The organism is Aquimarina gracilis (assembly GCF_035285365.1).
GTDB lineage: Bacteria > Bacteroidota > Bacteroidia > Flavobacteriales > Flavobacteriaceae > Aquimarina > Aquimarina gracilis.
The window spans coordinates 176368-196466 of the sequence record NZ_JAYKLX010000011.1; the positions used below are offsets into that span (position 1 = coordinate 176368).

Sequence of the window (20099 nt, forward strand, 5' to 3'; positions counted from 1 at the left end):
CGAAACAATTCTTAATAAAATTAACAAAAATAATGCACTTATTAATAATTACTTATCATCACGTATTAATTTTGCGCCTTAACCGTAATTTAAGCAAAAATAAATGTTTTTGTGCAAGGATAACGTATAGTAATACTATAATATTATCCTTGCTATATGTATTGTTTGAGGTATTTTTAGATAATGTTAAGATAATTTATACTTGTAAAAACACAAAAACCGTACACAATTAATCTATACTCGTTAGTTTAGGGTCTGACTCATACTCCTCTGAAGGCCAATCTTCCAAAGATTTCATAAACGCTATAATATCATTTATTTCATTCTCAGAAAGGTGTAATGACTCTGCAGGTAAGGTTTGATATTTTTCTTCTATACCTATACCCGCGCCACCTCCACGATTGTAAAAATCCATTACCTCTTCAAGAGAGTTATATACTCCATTATGCATATAAGGGCTTGTTTTTGAAGCGTTTCTAACAGTTGATGTTTTGAAAAAATGCTTTCTTTCTTGAGTTTTGTATACATAATACCTACCCAGATCTGGGCTAATCTTTGCATTAATAGTATCGTTGGTTTCGGGAACAGCGATTAATTCAATTTCTGATTCTTTATAATCTGGAGGTACCGTACCATTAAATACCGGGGCAAAATGACATGTTGCACATTTGGCTTTTCCATTAAATAAATTAAACCCATTGATTTCACTCTGCGTAATCGTATTTTCGATATCATTAATATTACGATCAAATTTGGAATCAAAAGGCACCAAACTACGAATATAGCTCGCTATAGCATTTCTTATTTGGACATTTGTAACCTTTCTTTTTGGATAGGATTTTTCGAAATGGGCAATATAACTACTGTCTTTCTTTATTTCATTTTCCAAAGTTTGCAGGTCGGTATGAAATTCATTTTTGTTTTCAACTACCGAAATAATTTGCCCTTCTAAACTTCCGGCTCTTTTGTCATAAAAGAATGCCTTTTGTAAAGCAGCATATAACAACGTTGGGGAGTTGCGCGTTACCCCCTTACTTATTTTAAGACCATCGGTAAAAGCTTTTTTGGGTTGATGACAGGTTGCACAACTCATCTTTTTGTCTGAAGATAGCTTCGTATCATAAAATAATCTTTTACCCAAAGCAATTTTATCTGGAGTAGTTTGACCAGAGTTTCTGTCTGAAAAATAAGCGATATTGAACGTATTTTTTGAAAAAAGTGAAGTAGCATTATTTTTTATGGCCAATTCAAAAGGAAAACTAACTTTCCAATCGTTTACCACCTGATTCCATAGTTCTAATTGTTTGTGTGTATGATTTTTTATAAAATGATATCGGTCAAACGAATTAAAATCTCCAGATAAACTGTTTATCGAAGCATCAATTTCATTGTTTAGATCTTTTAACAATGTTTTGTCTGTAAACTGATTCTCAAACAGTTTTAAATAAGTTTTCAGGCTATTATAGACCGTTTTTGATTCTTCTAACGAGTTTTCTAATACTGGTGAATCGAACCCGGTAATTCCTGTTACGGCAATACGAATAATAGATTTTCTAAATAACCACAAGAAATGATATGTTTTGAGATGGCTAAAACTGATATTTTGTCGAATTAGTTTTAATCTATTCGATACAAGATTTACATGTTTGGTAACAATTTTATGATCAACAATTTCTGCAAAAACCTCTTCTTCTAGTACTTGATAACCACTAGGGTTTTTGATTTTAATATCAGTAAAATCTTCTTCTTCTATTTTTAGAATATTGGGTTGATTTAAAAAACCATAATTTTCGATATCGAGTGCAGAAAGAATAGGTTCTGTTTTTTTGAAATACTTTCTGGATTCTAAAAAGTGTTTTTGTGTCAATTCTTGATTTTCTGGAATACTATCCAAAAAGGCTATTGCCATTGAAATATCATCTATAAATTGCTCCTTCATAAGTATATTGAAAGATGCCTTTTCTGGTTTCGCTTCTTTCGAACATGATAAAATACTTATGACGACAAAGAGGCTTATCATAAAATAAGCCCCTTTGGTAATGTTAATTTTTTTGGTAATCATCATATGTTTATCTTTCTAAACCTCGAATTACATAAAGCATACTTCCTTCTTTACGGCTATTTACCAAATCAGGATTTGCTGTCGGATCTGTAAATGGCGTTCCATCTGGCCTTTCCCAACCATGGTTTTGGGTTATTAACAAGAATGTTTCATCTACTCCAATGGTTTCAGAAATATCGATCATACCTGTAAGCTCCCATGTTCTACTAGCTGATCCATATCCTAAAGACTCTGCTCGAACTTGATCACACTCTAAAACTGTTTTCAAGGCACCAGTATTTAGGTTGTATTGATATAATCTTGCATAGTGATTTGCTGCAGCTTTAGAAATACCGTTAGGATCTTCCTGGATATAGGCATAGTTTTCTGTAACAAGGATGTTATCGGGGCTGTGAAACGCTTCAGCTTTACCGCCCTCAACATCGCCATCAAGGATACAAATAATTTTACCGGGAGCTTTAGGATCTCTTGGGTTTAAAATTACCTTGTATATTCTTCCTGCAATAGTTCCTTTTCCAATCAATCCATCTTTTTCTCTACCCGTTACAGCAAAGTATAATTCTTGATTGTTGCTTTTAGAACCTCTTCTCCAGTCAAGATCTTCTAATCTCGAGAATCCCATTACGCCTTTTTCTTTGGCTTCGGCATCCAATAGGTCGATATCTCTTTCTTGTAATTCTACAAATTCCATGTCATATTCGACACCTTCTTTCATATCCACCTCATAAGTAATTTCTGGGGACGTAACTTTAAGTCCGTATAACTTACCACCTTCGAGATCACCTGTTCTTCCAACATACATTCCTAATTGACCAGAAGGTATTTCATTATTGCTATGATCATCTCCTATAAAAACAACTGTTTTACCTGGATATGCTCTTCTACTTAGGGCAACAGCATTTTCTGTAGACCATTGTCCCATGGCTGGCAACATTCTTGGAGCAGATGCCTCTGAAGCGTCTCTATAAGGGTTGGTAGCAAAAACTCCTTTAGAATTTCCTCCCCATTCTCCTCCAGAAAGGTATAATGGACCAAAACCGTGTACCATTGGAGTGATCAAGGAACCAGAACATTGCGCCGTATTTGCTGTAGCAGTAGCATTGAGTATATGCTCACCTTTTACAGGTTTGAAAGTTTCATCAAGAGTTATTCTGGCCACAGAATAATCTGCTTCTATATTATTGATCAATGTATAGGTGCCATTTTTGTTGCGCAATAAGCCTGCGCCATCGGCCATAGATCCATAAGTGAAGCCTGGTAAATAAGTATCCTCTGAAGAAAGAATATTATAAATTTTGATATCAGAAAATTCTGGACTCTTTTCTAATAAAACAGGAGAAATAGAGTGGTTTGCAAATTCAATTTGTCCCGTTGGCGGCTTTGGATTACCTGTAAAGTCATCGACGTCACATGATGCCAAAACCAATGCTGATGCCAGCGCACCTACAATTAAATAATTTTTCATGGTTGTGTGAGTTTTTTGTTTTTACAAATTTAACTCAGGTCCTAGGTGAACAACTTTATGAAGATGTTTTATGTTTATTAAAGAAATGTGATCCTAGTGTTTAGAATGTAAAGGGAATATTATTCTTTAGAATAAATCTAATTTAGAATTTTTCAAAAACGCCAAGGCCAAACAATGCATAATCATACTTAACAGGGTCGCTCGCATCCAATTGCCGTAATTTTGTATCAAGTTCGAGTAGTGCCTTGGCATCATTCTGTTTTCGTTTAAGGAGACCTAATCTGCGAGCCACATTTCCAGAATGAACATCTAACGGGCATGATAACTGGGCAGGAGAGAGGCTGGTCCATATTCCGAGATCCACACCAGGTTTAGGATCTCGCACCATCCATCGTAAAAACATGTTAATACGTTTGGCAGCAGAGTTTTTTAAAGGATCGCTAATATGTTTCTCTGTTCTTTTGGGGTGTGGGAAACCGAAAAACTCTTTTTTGAAATGATGTATGGCATTTTGTAGACTTTCTTCATGACCAAATTGAGAATAAAAGTTTTCCATATCTCCGTGCAGGCTATATAGATGTTTAAGAGCTACAATGAAGTAAGAGAGATCTATACTGTTGAAGGTTCTATGTACAAAGCCTTTAAGATTTTGAAGATTATCTTCGGTATGATTCATGACAAAGTCGTAAGGGCTGTTTCCCAAAAGAGCCATTAATTTATGGGCGTTGGTCAAGATACTTTTTCTATTTCCCCAGGAAATGGTAGCGGTTAGAAATCCAGAGATCTCGATATCTTCTTTTTTGGTAAACAGATGAGGAATTTGAATCGGATCGGTTTCTATAAACTTTGGCTGCTCATAAAAAGCAGCCTTTTCATCCAGAAATTCTTTAAGTTCAGATTTGGTTAACTTCTTCAATGGTTTAATCAATAATCTTTCCGTCTACCATAACTAGTTTTCTATCGGCCATATTGGCAAGATCTTTATTATGGGTAACAATAACAAAGGTTTGTCCAAATTCATCTCTAAGCTTAAAGAATAGCTTGTGCAGGTTTTCTGCGGCTTCACTATCCAAATTACCAGAAGGCTCATCGGCAAAAATTACTTTTGGATTGTTTATTAATGCTCTGGCGACTGCCACTCGTTGTTGTTCTCCGCCAGATAATTCACTTGGCTTATGATCATATCTATGAGAAAGACCTAGGAAATCCAGTAATTCTTTTGCTCTTTTTTCGGCCTCTGTTTTTGGTGTTTTCTTTATAAAGGCTGGAATACATACGTTTTCGAGCGCTGTAAACTCTGGTAACAATTGATGAAACTGAAAAATGAAACCCAATTGCTCGTTTCTGAATTTGGAAAGTTGTTTTTGCGAAAGCGTATTGATGTTTGATTCGTTAATTAATAAATTACTTTCTTTTACTTCATTAGCTCTATCCAAAGTTCCTAAAATCTGAAGTAGTGTTGTTTTTCCTGCTCCAGAAGCTCCTACTATAGAAACGATTTCGCCTTTCTTTATATGAAGATCCACACCTTTTAAAACATGTAATTCTCCGTAATTTTTGTGAATGTTACTAGCCTTTATCATTTACATTTTTCAATTGAAAAGGTGAAAATAATCAATATCATTACAATCCCCAAGATTATCCTTTAGAAGAATGTTTTAAGTTATTCACATCTAGGAAATATACAACTCTAAGTGATACTGTATGTTTGATAGGTTGATTAAAAAGGTTTTCAAGACTTTCGGTATAATCCAAAGCAGATAGTTCATCTTGATTAAAAATCTGATTACGATAGAGCAATGTAGCTACGCTACCGGGAGCAAACCTCCAATTGAAACTCATATCGAGGTTCCAGATATTAAAATTGGTATTGGGGTTGTTTTCTGACAGATCGTAATTTGTTTGAGTGCGAGAACCATCATCATTAAGAACATAAAAAATGTTATCAGAATAATCTGCGGTACTCCAAAAATTTCTAAACCTCAGGTTTATAGCTTTATAGGGATCAAAATTGTAGCTTGCACTTAGAGAATTCTCTATAGTTGTAATATCTCTTTGACCAAGAAAAACATCGCCATCATTGTTGTCGATGTATCCAAAATTATTATCTTGAAAAGAATAATTGGTACTCCAAATTAAAAGTAATTTATCAGAGAATCGATATCTTGGAGATAGGTTTACTCGATATGTTTTTTGCCCATCATCAAACCAATTTCGATAGAATACTCGTGCGTCATAGGCAAACTTTTTACGGTAATCTGAAGAAACCCATGAGTTGATCCCTAGGTTTTCACTATACGTTACAAATCTTCCTTGGACTCTTGGTTCAAAGTAATCATCGGTGTCTGTGTCATAGATCACAAAACCCCCAAACCCCAATCTTTCTTTGGTAACAAAGAAGTAATTGACTCCTATTTGATTCATGGTCTGCACACTTGGATCGTACAATCTACGATGTCTTGCAAATAGATTAACACGATATTTATTAAACCACCTGGATGGTTCAAAAATTTCATATGATGCATTTACTCGGAAGCTGTTAAAGTTGTTCCTGAAATTTACTCCCAAATCATTAATATCGTATGTCGTATTGGCCAGATCGTGACCAAAGCCATACCTGAAGTTTCCCTTGATACGATCAAAATCAATTTCTGAAGCAAAGCCTGTACTATTATTACCAGGTAAATTCACGTGGCTTATGATTGATCTACCAGTGAGCCGATAAGAGTTGGCCTTGTTGGCAAGGTTCCATACCAATCCAGTAGCATTGGCATCCCTAAAGTCACTTCCATTTCTTATGACATTGGTATTGATCACAGAGACGGATGAATTATTATTAAACTGCTGATCCAAAACGAAGATGTTATAGTTTGCCAAAGGTTCTACAACTGCTTTCCTAATATCACCAGTAATTGTATCAGTTATGTTAACTTCAGTTTTTTCGGTAATGGCATTAAAAAGTCCAATACCAAGATTTCCTTGGGTTCTTCCTGAAATTTTTAGAGCATTCAGGAGATTCACTTTTGAAGGAGAATCTTCAACAATTTCATTTTCGTTAAGGTATTCATCGGGCACAGAACCTGTAGGAGCATTTCCTATTCTTCTGGAAAAGAAAATATCCCCTTTATTAAACAACTCTGTACCCTCAGTAAAAAACTGTCTGTTCTCCCCAAAAGTTTGTTCGAATGGGCCTAAGTTTAATCGTACTTCATCAAAAGCTGCCTGTCCAAAATCCGGAATTAAAGTGGCGTCCAAAGTAAAACTATCACTTAAACCATATTTTACATCCATACCAGCACTAAAATCTGTTTCTGTATTTCCGTCTTCACTAGATACTAGCCCTTGTAAGAAAGGAAAAAATGTTAGTCTTACAGGTGGATCAATATCTCGTACACCTTTTACAATACCATTATATTGTGTTCTTTGTCCCACTTCACGATTTATAAAATTCCAAGAATGAGTTTGGTTACGATGTTGTAATCTCCTATAAAAGTTTATGCTCCAATCCTGTACATCAACTTCGGGAAAACGAAGCGCATTATAAGGAATTTTAAATTCGGCATACCAACCCTTTTCATCAAATGATACTTTTGCATCAAAAACAACATTATAACTGAAATCTTCATTAAACTGGTCGGCTCTTGCATCACCAATGGTTCCTGCACTGGTAATATAAAAACGAGTTTCATTAATGCCATCATTATAGGTATTTATGGCAATCGTAAAGTAATCTGCCTGTACAAAAACATCATCTCGTTGGCTAAACTGTCGAAGTACGTCATCTATTTGATCATCTAGTAAATATACAGCAAAGTAAACCGCTTTGTTGTCATAGGCCATTTTTAGTTCGGTCTTTGTACCGGGATCTATATCACCTTCATTTCCAGGTTCCCACATCTTAAAATTACCATAGGAAGGTAATTTTCTCCACACATCTTCATCTAGAACGCCATCGATCCTGGGAGGAGTATTAATTCTTTCTGCAATGATTTCTTTTTTTTCTTGACCAATAGCATGAGCAAATAATAGTAACCAAAATATGATACTAATTTGGGAGCATAATTTTGTATTCATATACGTGTAATAAAAAACCTACTTTTTTGTTAATTGCAAAACTAGACTTTAAAAAGAAACCGGTTACTAATGAAAAGTTAAAAAGAATTAATAGGGTATCCTATCTATGTATTTTCGTGTAAAAATCATATTTTAACATTGCTATGGAAGAAAATAATTTACAGACAGCAGTCTTTGCCGGAGGTTGTTTTTGGTGTACAGAAGCTGTTTTTCAGCGATTAGAAGGCGTTGCAAGTGTAATATCGGGGTATACCGGAGGAACTATTAAGAACCCGGCCTATAGAGAAATTACCACTGGGCGAACAGGACATGCAGAAGCTGTTAAAATAGAATTTGACAGTGATGTAATTAGTTTTGAGGAGTTATTAGAAGTTTTTTTCGTTACTCATGATCCTACTACTTTGAATCGTCAAGGGGCAGACAAAGGTACCCAATATCGAAGTGCAATTTTTTATGTTAATGAGGAACAAAAGACTATTGCTTACAAAATTATAGAACATCTTGACACAGAAAAAGTTTTTGATAACCCAATTGTAACAGAGGTTGCTCCATTGGGGCCATTTTATAATGCAGAGGATTATCATCAAAATTATTATAATCAAAACAGCACACAGGGATACTGTCAATTTGTAATTAATCCAAAACTTAGTAAATTAAATACTACTTTTAGAAGCAAATTGAAAAAAGAAATACAGAAATAATTGCTATGCCATACAAAAATTTTGAAGAGTATAATATTCGAGTTACCGATGGAGTAAAGGAAAAGTTTAGCTCAATAATTGAAGATTTGGGAGAAGATATCTCTAGAGAAGGAATACAAAAGACACCAGAACGTGCTGCAAAAGCAATGATGTTTTTAACCCAGGGATATCATCAAGATCCTGCCGAGATACTGAAAAGCGCCATGTTTAAAGAAGAATATGATGACATGGTGATTGTCAAGGATATTGAATTGTATTCGTTATGCGAGCATCACATGTTGCCGTTTTTCGGAAAAGCGCATATTGCTTACATACCAAATGGATATATTGTTGGTTTGAGTAAACTACCGCGTATAGTAGATGTTTTTGCCAGAAGAATGCAAGTTCAGGAACGATTGACACATGATATTCTTGAGTGTATTAACAATACTTTAAAACCAAAAGGAGTTGCAGTAGTTATTGAGGCTTCTCATATGTGCATGATGATGCGCGGAGTACAGAAACAAAATTCGGTTACTACAACCTCTGGTTTTAGGGGGCAGTTCGAAAAAATTGAAACTCGCAGTGAATTTTTAAGGTTAATTACAGCAGATCTTGGATAATTTTTTGGAATACTATTTGTTCTATTTATTGTATATTAAACCTTAACTGAATAAATATGGCAAAAGATAAGTACAAAAAATTAGGATTAAGTCTGTTGTTTGATGGATTAGGAATGGTAACTTATATCATTCCGGGAATAGGGGAGTTTGGAGATATCCTCTGGGCTCCATTATCCGGTTGGCTAATGACCAGAATGTATAAAGGTAATGTTGGTAAGGCAGCTGGTGTTTTTACATTTGTGGAAGAAGCTCTTCCCGGTCTGGATGTTATTCCTACATTTACTATTATGTGGTTGTATACTTATGTCTTCAAAAAAGAAAAAGTAAAGGATATCATTGATGTAGATGTTTCCTAATCCTTAAAGAAGCGTGCAAATCCCAATCTGCTTAACATCTTCTTTTCAAAATTCCAAAAGAAATTAAATTGGCCAAATAACCAACCAACAACTAACAACAGGACCTGGTAAACAGGAAATATAAGAAAAATTCTTACCGGCCAGTATATCCAACCATTTGTAGTTTCACGATAGAACCCCAGAAAATTAATTATAGGGTCGGATATGCGTGCAGCTGTAGAGCCAGTTATTGCAAAGGCAATAAAGATTGCAATTAATTCCCATCGATAGGTTACCTGCCATTTATGCTCTAAAACGTTGAAAAGTCTTAGGGTAATCGCTAGAAATACACCTGTAAAGAAAATAGTTATTGTGGATAGTAATCCTATATAGGCAATATCAGTTTGAGTAAAACCAATTGATTTTAAAAGATACTTGCTAATCAAATATCCAGAGAACAATAAACCAAGCAACCCAAGTAAAGGAAAAAATAATTGCCAACTGGATTGTATTTCCCAACGATCTTTAAATTTTTGCATGCCGCAAAAATACAATTAAAAACAAACTAAATCAATAATTGCCACCTCGGGATGCAATAAATCTTTGGTGGTATTTTCGTTCGAAAAACAAAAAATAGTTGTACAACAAATAGTTTACCTCGTAACCGTAATGAATCGTGGGTTCATAATTGATTTGCTGAAGATAAAGGTTAGGATTAAATCGAAATGGTTGTAAAACACGTTGATTAAACTCTGTCACATAAATACGATTTCTTGTTTCCAGAAATTGTTCTGAGTAATATCCTCTTGGTCTTTGAGTGGCCAACCATACATTAAACCCTGGTTCGATAATAATAATTTCATATTCCAGGCTATCATTGGCAATTCTTATAGTATCTGAAGCGGTATTGGTGACTGATAGGTCCATATTTTTTTCTTTGGTCGTAGCACAACCAAAAACCAGTATTCCCGATATTACTACATAAAAAAAGATCTTCATGATTTGTTTTTTGTTATTCCCATTTCTTCAAAATACAAAAAAGCCGAAGATTTACCTTCGGCTTTAACCATTATTTATGAGAGATCTTTATTTTCCAAATAGTCCGCCCAGTAAACCACCAAGGCCACCTTTTTTCTTTCCACTACCACTTAGTAGCATTCCAGCAACATCATCAAGAATACTTCCATCTCCATCGGCATCCAAAAAAGATTCGATTAATGATTGTTGTTGAGAACCCCTGGCACCGCCAGACATATTACCTAACATACTTGCTAATCCACTGGCATCACTAACATTATTTTGAGAAGCCTGTTTCCCCAATACGCCCATTAAAATTGGCGCAGCTACTTTAAGAATTTCACCAACAGATCCTGCATCCATACCTGTTTTTTGACTTAGTGCATTTTCTACAGCAGGCTGCTTACCGCCAAGAATATGGCCTAGTATTCCGGCTCCATCATTGGTTACGCTTTGATCTACACCACCTTCAAATAACCCTCCTAAATCGTCTAAAATACCGCCCGAATGTTTACTAGATAAAGCATTTAATATACCTGAAGCACCTTCTGGTGTTGATGCATTACGTTGCATTGCGCCCATAAGCACAGGCATAGCCATACTTAAAAGGTCCCCGGTTTTGCCAGTAGATTGTCCTGTTTGAGAACTAACCCCACTTATGATTTGTTTGCCCACAGGGCTATTTAAAAGATCTAAAATTCCAGACATAGTTTTATGTTTTTTTGATGAGTTCTAAAGGTACATTTTTTATATCAGGAATTGTTAATTCTACTTTGATTTATTTTGTTGAAAATAGGATGAAATGCAAGTTCGTTGGATGAATTACAAAAAAAACACTGCTCAAGGTACTAAAGCAGTGTTTTTGATTTTTTACTTAGAAAATAATAATCTAATTACCTTTTAAAATATTTATATACAGCATAAACTATAAGTATGGCAGATAATAGAAAAAAGAATCTGTTTAAATATATCATATCAGAATCTCTAAATATTTGACCAATTATTCCAAAAAACCATCCTAAAAGTAAAAAGATTATTGGTGATTTTGTTTTTATTTTTTTCATTAAAAATGGTTTTGTTCGCGAAAACATTGCTATTATTTTTTATCGTAATCGTAAAACGTATATTCACAGGATAGGAACGCCCAACCAAGTCCAGCAGGTCCTGCCAGAACTGTTGATATCCGATCTATTGGATTGGCCCAAGTGAAATTTTCATTAATATACGCTTCCATGCATCTATCTATGTAATTACCACTAGTTTCAGTTAAACCTGGCTCAGGATTCTCTTTATTTAAGATCAATTGTGATTCATCATTTTCAATACTATATTTCAGCCATTCAAAGTCAGACAATTCCGTTATAAGAAACTCTTTTTGAGTATTGGTCAATTCTGAAGTATTAGATATTTTAGTCTTTAAAGAATTCGATAAAGTCATGTGTTCTTCAAAACTTCTGTTATTGAAATTTGTTAAAAAAGTTTTGTAAATATCTATTATGTAGTCATTTATAACTAGATCAGCTTGTCTATTCGCTTGAAGTTCCTTAATATCTAAAAGATAATTTTTTAATGTTTCTATATTTCCATTTTTTCTATACTCTTTTATTGTTTTATAGATTTCCTTTCCTATAATACTTTTTTGATCTAGCTCAAATTCTTGATTGTTAAAGTTGCTTTCTTCATTATCAACTTCACAACTTGTAAAAGTAGAGATGACTAATACGGTTAATCCTAATCTTTTTAATAATCCAATACAATTTTTCATTCAAAATTTAATAAATGAAATGCTTTAATTGTTTTTAGCATTTCGGGTTAAACTTAACTTAATTATAAATTTGACGATTGTGATTAATCAAGTTAAAACTTTTCTTCTGGGATCAATTACTTCAAAATACTAATGATTTGATCTGCTAATTCTTGACCGATACGATCTTGGGCTTCACCAGTAGCCGCTCCAATATGTGGAGTAAGAGATATCTTATTGTTCATTAGGACTTTAATTGCCGGGGTAGGTTCGTCTTCGAAAACATCCAAACCAGCAAAACTTAATTTTTCTTTTTCTAGCGCTTCTACCAATGCAACTTCATCTACAACACCTCCACGAGCGGCATTAATAATACCCGCGCCATCTTTCATTTGTTCAATTTCAGATTTCCCAATTACATATTCTTTTTGTGCGGGAACGTGTAAAGTAAAGAAATCGGCATTTTTTAAAACTTCTTCTTTGGATACCGTTTTGATCTTGAAATTAAGTGACTGCCCATCAAAAAACTCCAGTGGGATCTCAACTTCTTCAATGAAAGGATCATATGCAACTACATTCATACCTACGCCAATAGCAATTTTTGCAGTGGCTTGCCCGATTCTACCAATTCCAATAACTCCAAGTGTTTTTCCTCTCAGTTCGACACCTCCGCCATAGGCTTTCTTAAGGTTTTTGAATTTGCTATCACCTTCTAAAGGCATGTTGCGGTTTGCATCATGTAAAAAGCGAACACTTCCGTATAAATGAGCAAAAACTAATTCTGCAACCGATCCTGAAGATGCTGCGGGTGTATTAATAACATGTAGTCCTTTTTCTCTTGCATAGGCCACATCTATATTATCCATACCAACACCACCACGACCAATAACCTTAAGAGTAGGGCAGTTGTCTATGATATCGGTTCTTACTTTTGTGGCACTACGCACAAGTAAAACTGATATTTCATTCTCATTAATATAATCTACCAATTGATCCTGGGCCACGGTAGTTGTTAAAACTTCGAATCCCTCTTTTTCTAATGCGTTTATTCCGCTTTGAGATACTCCATCGTTTGCTAATACTTTCATTATTAAATGTTAAGTTATAAATGTTAAGTTTTAAGTTGGCTTGTCTTAACAATTTTGGTTAAAATTTTTATTATTTTATTTACTTCGTCAAGAAGATCTGATAAATGAAAAACTATTAGATCACTTTCTTTTAACAGACGTAACCAATATCTTGTTTCTCTTGCTTCTTTTGAAGCTATCGCCATTTTGGCAATAAAATCCTTTTTCGATTGACCGGCTCCAGCTTCTGCAACATTTGAACCAATACTAGTTGCGGATCTTAATATTTGATCTGCAAAAACATACTCGTTTGCTTTTCTCAAAGCTTTTACTAATGTAATAGTCCTAAGTGCAAATTGAAAACTACGTTCTTCAATCATACTCTAAACATTTAAAACTTACAACTTAAAACTGAAAATTTGAACTGTTATGCTTTTCTTTCTAAATCTCCCATTACATCTACAAGAGCGGCTACACTTTCCATAGTCATTGCATTATACATACTTGCTCTATAACCACCCACGCTTCTATGTCCATTTACACCATTAATACCGGCTTCTACGCACATGGCATCAAAAGTTTCTTTAAGATCTTCATTCACCAATGTAAATGTAGCATTCATATTTGAACGATCCTCTTTGGCTGCGAATCCTTTAAATAAAGGGTTCAAGTCGATTTCGGAGTATATAAGTTTTGCTTTCTTTTCATTCACCTCTTCGATTGCTTCAATACCTCCTAATTTTTTAAGCCATCTTAAGGTTAACATAGAGGTATACACAGCAAATACAGGGGGGGTATTGAACATGCTTCCTTTGCCAATATGTACTTGATAATCGAGCATAGAAGGGACCTGTCTTTGAACTTTTCCCAGTAAATCTTCCTTAATTAAAACTAGTGTTGTTCCTGCCGGACCCATATTTTTTTGGGCACCAGCGTAAATAAGACTAAACTTAGAAAAATCTAGCTGTCTAGAGAAAATATCACTACTCATATCGCAAACCAAAGGTACGTTGGTGGTAGGGAAATCTTTAATTTGTGTTCCAAAAATGGTATTATTACTTGTATAATGAAGATAATCCAAATCTGCAGGAACTTCGTATCCTTTCGGGATGTAATTGAAATTAGCATCTTTTGACGAGGCAATTTCTATTACTTCACCAAAAAGTTTTGCTTCTTTAATAGCTTTCTCACTCCAACTACCAGTATTTACATATCCTGCTTTAGACTGCAACAAATTATATGCAGCCATAAGAAACTGGGTGCTAGCTCCACCTTGAAGAAAAAGGGCCTTATACCCTTTGCCTTCTAAACCCAATAATTCTAATGCCAAGGTTCTGGCTTCTTCCATAATATCAACAAAATCTTTACTACGATGAGAAATTTCAATAATAGAAAGACCAGAGTTGTTATAATTTAGTATAGCATCAGATGCTTCTTTAAATACTTCTTGTGGTAAAATGCAGGGTCCAGCGCTAAAATTGTGCTTTTTCATCAGTAATTTTTATTGTTATTAATATTCCAGTTATTGTATTTTTTTGTTTCCAAATTAGGAAGAAAAAAACATCACAAAGGTGCTAATAATCTTGTACAAATTCATTATTAAATTGATAAATTATTTAGCTGATTTTTATTAAAAATTCAATTATATCGATACCATCTGCATAATCCGAAAGTTTTGGAGATTGAGTTTGTCCAAAATCTACAGCTTCGGGTAAAAAGTCATTGGCAACGATACATTGTATCTTTTCTTGATCGGCTTCCAATTTCTTTTCTAAGTCTGTTTTAGAATCATAAGTCTCATAAAATAGTGTAGCAATTGGTGAACTATAACTTTGGTCTTCTTTGAGCATTAAAAAGCCATTTTCAAATAGTTTATAATTACTCATTAAATATACTGCCTTATTGTAGTCATAGTTATTGGCATATTTTGCACTATTAATTATGGTATTGTAATCATAAATCGCTTTAAAAAAGTTATCAAAATTGTATGCTTTGGGAATCAATAATTTTGAAACATTTCTACAACCTAAACCATAGTATCTAAAAATGTCTTGGCCTAGTGCATTAAGCTGTTCTGAAGATTCATTACCGTTTAAAACCGCCACAGAGTTCCTGTTTTTGCGAATTATATTTGGTACGCTACCAAAGTAGTATTCAAAATAACGTGCAGTATTATCGCTTCCTGTAGCAATAATAGCATCAAAATGTTCGAATTTTTCATTGGTAAAGGATATATATTTTTCAAAACGTGGCTCTACTTTGATAAGGTATGCTACCAAAAATGGTAACAGCTGATTATCATCTGAAGATTGCTTGATCATTATCTTATGCCCGGCAATAAGCACTGAAAGAAAATCATGAAACCCAACCAAAGGAATATTACCGGCCATAATTACCCCCACGGTCTTTGGAGATGTTTCTTTTAAAGAATATGAAGAAATCCATTGGTTTAAGCGCTCTTTTTTTAAAGCATCGCTCCACTCATTTAATGAAAAAAGCACATTTTCTTCTGTAAACCACCCATTATAGTGTACTGCACTGGTGATTCTATGCGACATTTCATCAAAAAAATCATCATTATACAGAACTGATCTAACTTTCTTATTACCAGTAGTTTTAAATTGATTAATGAAGTTTCCTAATTCAATAAAAGCGTTAATCCTATCATTTAATAACATCTCTGATTTGTTTATCACTAGTTTACGAGTTATTTTTGTGTTGCAAATTTAGAATAAAAAAGAGCTATGGCAATTATAATAACAGATGAATGTATAAACTGTGGTGCTTGTGAGCCAGAGTGCCCAAACACCGCTATTTATGAAGGAGCAGATGATTGGAGATACTCTGATGGTACCGATCTTGAAGGCGATGTAGTTTTACCTGGTGGTAAAGCAGTTAATGCAGAAGAGGCACAGGAACCGGTAAGTGATGAAATCTATTATATAGTACCCGATAAATGTACCGAATGTAAAGGATTTCATGAGGAACCGCAATGTGCCGCAGTATGTCCCGTAGATTGTTGTGTACCCGATGAAGATGTGGTTGAAACAGAAGAGTTTTTATTACAGAAACAAGCATTTATGCATAAAGAATAATATTGAATTTTCAATAGATCGATCAAGCCTGTCTTTTATGACAGGTTTTTTTATAACTGATAATTAAAAAAATGAAATTAAGACTTTTTTTGCTATTGGCGTTTTTCTCAATACTCGTAACCTCTGCCCAAAACAGTATTGAATTAACCACCGGAATTACTGTTTCAAAATTAAACTTTGAAGAAAATTTTCTTTTCTCAGAAGCTGAATCAGGTAGTAGTGTTTTTGTAAATCTTGGATATCAATATGAAATTGATAAAAAAGGAAAGATGGCTTTGGTCTTTTCTGCAGAATTTTTAAAGAGAAATTCTAGTTTGGTTATCCAAAATTCTCAACCCATAACAGGGTCTACCAGTATAAGGTTCATGCAATTGGGTTTTTCTCCCAAATTCAGATATTTTCTTAGCCAGAAAGAAAATGATTACAGAGTTTTTTTGGGAGCAGGCCCTTCTTTCAGGTACAATTTTGATGCTACCCAAAACGGTTTAGAAATTGAAGAAGAGAGTTTTGAGCGATTAGTTATCGGTGGTATCTATAATATAGGGTTGAATTACTACCTATCGAATAGAACCGCTATAATTCTGGAAACAGGTGTAATGAATGATTTTCAAAACAACTTTAAAGAGTTTTTTGCCATAAATGATAAAAGTAAATTTTTTGATTTCTATGCTAGAATAGGTGTTAGTTATCAATTGTAGAGAGTTTTAAAAAAACTGTCCTTCCCTGATTCATATGAAGATTACTTTAAAAATTGTATATGCCTTTTCATGTCTTTTTTTAAATTTTAGTATTTTCGCTACGTATACAACCTCAAATCAAAACATGAAATTATGAAGAAAGTTATCTTTTTTGTTTTAGTGGCAGTTTTTACCACATCCTCTTATTCTCAGTACCGTTGGGAAGTTTCTGCTGGTGCTACGTTCTCTGATCTTAGTTTGGATAATGTCGAAACTAGCAGAGGAACGGGCTTTTTTATTAATGCCGGTTATGGGTATGTAATGGGAGTACGGGCAAAAACGAGTATTGTCTTTTCATTAGATCTTTTGCAGCGAAATAGCGAAATAGAAAACCTTGGTGATGTAAAGATCCTTCAAGCGGGGATTACTCCAAAATTCCGTTATTTATTTGGAAGAGGTAAAGATAGGTTTCGTGCTTTCATAAATGTGGGACCTTCTTTTAGAGTAAACGCAAATGTAGACATTGCTGACTTGGAAGTGGATTCTGATGACTACGAAAATGTAGTAATCGGTGGAGTGTATGGTGCTGGTTTTTCTCAAATGATTGGAGAAATGTTTGATGTAATGGTTGAAGTAGGTGCCATGAATGATTTTGTTGATAATTTTAATGAAGAATTCATTCCTGGCGGAAGTAAGTTTTTTGACTTTTATGCAAGAGTAGGAGTACGATTTAGAATATACGACGCCAGACGATAAAATATGACTTATAAATTATTTTGAATCCTGCTTCGGCAGGATTTTTTTGTACAACTAATTTTAATTTTTTGTAAATTAGATACTTACAATAGGGAATTAGACATGCCAAACTGGGGATACATAGCAATTGTTGTTTTTGCAGTATATATTATTGCGAGTATTGCTTTGTATTATCTCCAGGAGTTTTTCATCTTCAAACCAGAAAAACTAGATAAGGATTTTGAGTTTCACTACAAGAATCAGGTAGTAGAAGAATATAACCTAGAAACAAGGGATGGAGCAATTCTTAATGGACTTCATTTTATAGTTAAGAATCCTAAAGGAGTTGTTTTATATTTAAAAGGGAATTCGAAAAGTATTAAAGGATGGGGAAAGTTTGCAGTCGATTTTACCAGGCACGGTTATGAAGTTATCATGGTAGATTACAGGGGGTTTGGTAAAAGTACAGGGAGGCGTTCATTTAAAGCTCTAAAAAGAGATTTACAGTTTGTGTACAATAGAATAAAAGAAAAGGTAGACGAAAAGTATATAATTTTGTACGGACGATCTATGGGATCTGGTTTTGCAGCCAAATTGGCATCAATTAATAATCCCCGAATGCTTATTCTTGATGCACCGTATTACAGTTTAAGCAAGGTGGCAGGTAAATTTATCCCATTTATGCCCGTTTCTCTTATTATGAGGTATCCAATTCCTACCTACAAATGGCTTAAATATGTAAATTGTCCAATCCATATAATCCATGGCACCCATGATCGGTTGATCCCGTTTAAGTCTAGTGTGAAATTATCGAAAATAAGACCAAAATTAACACGTTTATATACCGTCATAGGTGGTGGTCATAAAAACTTAAATAATTTTGAATCCTATCATAAAATGTTAGGTGAAATTATTAATTCTAAAATGAAACGTTTGGATCTTTCTGATACTAGTATTGGGGTAATACATTCGTCAAAAAAAGTCAATGCCTAAATTGAAAAAAATATTAGGTTTTGGATTTTTTGCCGTCTTGTTCTATAGTATTATCATTATTATTCTATATATATTTCAAGAGAATATTCTTTTCCAACCTGAAGAGTTATCCGACGATTACGTGTTTCAATTTGATCATCCTTTTGAGGAATTTTTCATAGAAACGGAAGAAGGGGTCTGCCTCAATGGGTTACATTTTACAAATGAAAACCCAAAAGGAGTGATACTGTATTTTCATGGAAATCGGGGCAATTTAAGGAGGTGGGGGGAAATTGTTGTTTTTTTTGCAAAAAAGCAATACGATGTGGTTGTAATGGATTATAGGAGTTATGGTAAAAGTAAGGGAGAGATCACAGAGAAAAATCTTTATAATGATGCCCAATTATTTTATAACTATGTTCTTCGTAATTATCCAGAGGATCAAATCACAGTATATGGTAGATCTATTGGAACAGGAATAGCGACAAAAATTGCTTCTCAAAATCAACCGTGCAATCTTATATTGGAAACACCGTATTATGATATCAAAGATATTGTGGAAAGTTGGTTTCCTCATTTTCCAACAGATGCGCTTCTTCGGTATAAAATCCCCTCAGGTAACTTCATACAAGAAGTTACATGTACAGTAACAATTTTTCACGGCACCAATGATGGAGTTGTTCCCTATAAAACTGGTACAAAACTGTTTAAAAGTATTCCAACTTCAAACAAAGAAATGATTACCATTCCGGGAGGTTCACATAATGATTTAATTGAGTTTCAAGTTTACCATGAAACTATTGATAAGGTGCTTAGAAATGCTTATTGATCTTAATTGCAAGAAGTCAATAACGCCTATTAATAAGAATTTAAAGCATCTCTGTACTCTCTTAGATCTGCAATATTTGTTTTATTAGTAAGACTTTTGGTAAGTGATATTAAATACTTAAGACTTTCTACTGGTTCTACGTTGTCAGCAGTTACATTTGCAGAGTCATCATCAACAGGTTCATCATCGGGTATCGGAATTAAAAAAGAATCATTCTCTTCGATATGCTCATATGTATACCTTAAAACTTTTACAACCAAAGGTATTTGTTCCTCTAAAGCGAATTCTCTAAGTTTCTTTAGATCGTCTATTAATGAATCAGTATTTATACCTTTTTTATCAAGGTCTGCTAGAATTTTATCAATTAATTTGATAGCCTTTTTATTTTCCAAAGGAGTAAAGTTATGTAATGAGTTAAATAATAATCACTGCAAATTTAATTTTTTCCTGTATTATGACCTTATCAATTGCTATTATTTATTTAAAGATTCTACTTTTTTTTGCTTTACAATTATTTAACAAATCTTCGTTTTTTAATTTAAATTATTGATAATCAATTGTTTAATATGGTTTATTTCAACAAATACTACTATTCCTGCTAAAGTTTGAGGTAAAACCGTAACCTAATATGCTCTAATCCTTTTTATCTTTGAAATGTATTCCAATTACAATTTTTCCCTTACTTTTTTTGTTTTCCCCAACACTTACCTCCTTAATCCTAAGG

22 protein-coding genes are annotated in these 20099 nt (G+C 33.9%); 8 read left to right on the forward strand and 14 right to left on the reverse strand.

Features of this window, described 5'->3' with window-relative positions; genetic code table 11:
- Nucleotides 1-229: 229 nt before the first annotated feature.
- The 5 genes from U6A24_RS21540 to U6A24_RS21560 all read right to left on the reverse strand — a co-directional run bounded on the left by U6A24_RS21540 (nucleotide 230) and on the right by U6A24_RS21560 (nucleotide 7601).
- A complete protein-coding gene (locus tag U6A24_RS21540; protein ID WP_324182094.1) occupies nucleotides 230-2065 on the reverse strand; it encodes a cytochrome-c peroxidase in 1836 nt (611 codons plus the stop codon).
- Between the two features lie 4 nt (nucleotides 2066-2069).
- Entirely contained in the window at nucleotides 2070-3527 is a 1458-nt protein-coding gene (locus tag U6A24_RS21545) for an alkaline phosphatase PhoX (RefSeq protein ID WP_324182095.1), read from the reverse strand.
- A gap of 142 nt (nucleotides 3528-3669) precedes the next feature.
- Nucleotides 3670-4443: a TIGR02757 family protein gene (locus U6A24_RS21550; protein WP_324182096.1), complete on the reverse strand. Its 774-nt coding sequence runs from the start codon at nucleotides 4441-4443 to the stop codon at nucleotides 3670-3672.
- Between the two features lie 4 nt (nucleotides 4444-4447).
- The gene (locus U6A24_RS21555; RefSeq protein WP_324182097.1) at nucleotides 4448-5110 is read right to left on the reverse strand and encodes an ABC transporter ATP-binding protein; all 663 of its coding nucleotides are present in this window, start codon (nucleotides 5108-5110) and stop codon (nucleotides 4448-4450) included.
- Nucleotides 5111-5165: 55 nt separating this feature from the next.
- On the reverse strand, nucleotides 5166-7601 hold the full coding sequence (locus U6A24_RS21560) for a DUF5916 domain-containing protein (protein WP_324182098.1): 2436 nt from the start codon (nucleotides 7599-7601) through the stop codon (nucleotides 5166-5168).
- A gap of 143 nt (nucleotides 7602-7744) precedes the next feature.
- On the opposite strand from U6A24_RS21560, the gene msrA reads away from it, so the two are divergent.
- Genes msrA through U6A24_RS21575 form a run of 3 tightly spaced genes read left to right on the forward strand, consistent with a single transcriptional unit; the run spans nucleotide 7745 to nucleotide 9260 of the window.
- Complete coding sequence (gene msrA / locus U6A24_RS21565) at nucleotides 7745-8302, forward strand: peptide-methionine (S)-S-oxide reductase MsrA (RefSeq protein WP_324182099.1); 558 nt, start codon at nucleotides 7745-7747, stop codon at nucleotides 8300-8302.
- 5 nt (nucleotides 8303-8307) lie between these two features.
- Nucleotides 8308-8904 carry a GTP cyclohydrolase I FolE gene (gene folE / locus U6A24_RS21570; protein ID WP_324182100.1) on the forward strand — a complete coding sequence of 199 codons (597 nt, stop codon included), beginning with the start codon at nucleotides 8308-8310 and terminating at the stop codon, nucleotides 8902-8904.
- A gap of 56 nt (nucleotides 8905-8960) precedes the next feature.
- Nucleotides 8961-9260 (forward strand): hypothetical protein, encoded by a 300-nt coding sequence (locus U6A24_RS21575; RefSeq protein ID WP_324182101.1) that lies wholly within the window; start codon nucleotides 8961-8963, stop codon nucleotides 9258-9260.
- Here U6A24_RS21575 and U6A24_RS21580 read toward each other — a convergent pair.
- The 8 genes from U6A24_RS21580 to U6A24_RS21615 all read right to left on the reverse strand — a co-directional run bounded on the left by U6A24_RS21580 (nucleotide 9257) and on the right by U6A24_RS21615 (nucleotide 15745).
- A complete protein-coding gene (locus tag U6A24_RS21580) occupies nucleotides 9257-9778 on the reverse strand; it encodes a DUF6787 family protein (protein WP_324182102.1) in 522 nt (173 codons plus the stop codon). The genes U6A24_RS21575 and U6A24_RS21580 overlap by 4 nt on opposite strands.
- 31 nt (nucleotides 9779-9809) lie before the next feature.
- Nucleotides 9810-10238, reverse strand: coding sequence for a DUF6146 family protein (locus tag U6A24_RS21585; RefSeq protein ID WP_324182103.1), 429 nt, complete (start codon nucleotides 10236-10238; stop codon nucleotides 9810-9812).
- 87 nt (nucleotides 10239-10325) lie between these two features.
- Nucleotides 10326-10964: a DUF937 domain-containing protein gene (locus U6A24_RS21590; RefSeq protein WP_324182104.1), complete on the reverse strand. Its 639-nt coding sequence runs from the start codon at nucleotides 10962-10964 to the stop codon at nucleotides 10326-10328.
- 388 nt (nucleotides 10965-11352) lie between these two features.
- Nucleotides 11353-12021 carry a hypothetical protein gene (locus U6A24_RS21595; RefSeq protein WP_324182105.1) on the reverse strand — a complete coding sequence of 223 codons (669 nt, stop codon included), beginning with the start codon at nucleotides 12019-12021 and terminating at the stop codon, nucleotides 11353-11355.
- Nucleotides 12022-12137: 116 nt separating this feature from the next.
- Nucleotides 12138-13088, reverse strand: a complete 951-nt coding sequence (locus U6A24_RS21600) for a D-2-hydroxyacid dehydrogenase (RefSeq protein ID WP_324182106.1) — start codon at nucleotides 13086-13088, stop codon at nucleotides 12138-12140.
- A gap of 23 nt (nucleotides 13089-13111) precedes the next feature.
- Entirely contained in the window at nucleotides 13112-13447 is a 336-nt protein-coding gene (locus U6A24_RS21605; RefSeq protein ID WP_324182107.1) for a four helix bundle protein, read from the reverse strand.
- A gap of 47 nt (nucleotides 13448-13494) precedes the next feature.
- Complete coding sequence (gene serC, locus U6A24_RS21610) at nucleotides 13495-14559, reverse strand: 3-phosphoserine/phosphohydroxythreonine transaminase (RefSeq protein WP_324182108.1); 1065 nt, start codon at nucleotides 14557-14559, stop codon at nucleotides 13495-13497.
- 124 nt (nucleotides 14560-14683) lie between these two features.
- Nucleotides 14684-15745 (reverse strand): acyl-CoA reductase, encoded by a 1062-nt coding sequence (locus tag U6A24_RS21615; protein WP_324182109.1) that lies wholly within the window; start codon nucleotides 15743-15745, stop codon nucleotides 14684-14686.
- A gap of 66 nt (nucleotides 15746-15811) precedes the next feature.
- Between U6A24_RS21615 and U6A24_RS21620 the strand changes: the two genes are divergently transcribed.
- The 5 genes from U6A24_RS21620 (at nucleotide 15812) to U6A24_RS21640 (ending at nucleotide 19375) form a co-directional block, all read left to right on the forward strand.
- On the forward strand, nucleotides 15812-16162 hold the full coding sequence (locus tag U6A24_RS21620; protein WP_324182110.1) for a 4Fe-4S dicluster domain-containing protein: 351 nt from the start codon (nucleotides 15812-15814) through the stop codon (nucleotides 16160-16162).
- A gap of 71 nt (nucleotides 16163-16233) precedes the next feature.
- Entirely contained in the window at nucleotides 16234-16860 is a 627-nt protein-coding gene (locus U6A24_RS21625; protein WP_324182111.1) for an outer membrane beta-barrel protein, read from the forward strand.
- Nucleotides 16861-16992: 132 nt separating this feature from the next.
- Entirely contained in the window at nucleotides 16993-17595 is a 603-nt protein-coding gene (locus U6A24_RS21630) for an outer membrane beta-barrel protein (protein ID WP_324182112.1), read from the forward strand.
- Between the two features lie 102 nt (nucleotides 17596-17697).
- Nucleotides 17698-18567, forward strand: a complete 870-nt coding sequence (locus tag U6A24_RS21635; protein WP_324182113.1) for an alpha/beta hydrolase — start codon at nucleotides 17698-17700, stop codon at nucleotides 18565-18567.
- Nucleotides 18560-19375, forward strand: a complete 816-nt coding sequence (locus U6A24_RS21640; RefSeq protein WP_324182114.1) for an alpha/beta hydrolase — start codon at nucleotides 18560-18562, stop codon at nucleotides 19373-19375. The genes U6A24_RS21635 and U6A24_RS21640 overlap by 8 nt, the downstream gene beginning before the upstream one ends.
- 29 nt (nucleotides 19376-19404) lie before the next feature.
- Here the strand turns inward: U6A24_RS21640 and U6A24_RS21645 are convergent, their stop codons facing one another.
- Entirely contained in the window at nucleotides 19405-19767 is a 363-nt protein-coding gene (locus U6A24_RS21645; RefSeq protein ID WP_324182115.1) for a hypothetical protein, read from the reverse strand.
- Nucleotides 19768-20099 lie beyond the last annotated feature (332 nt).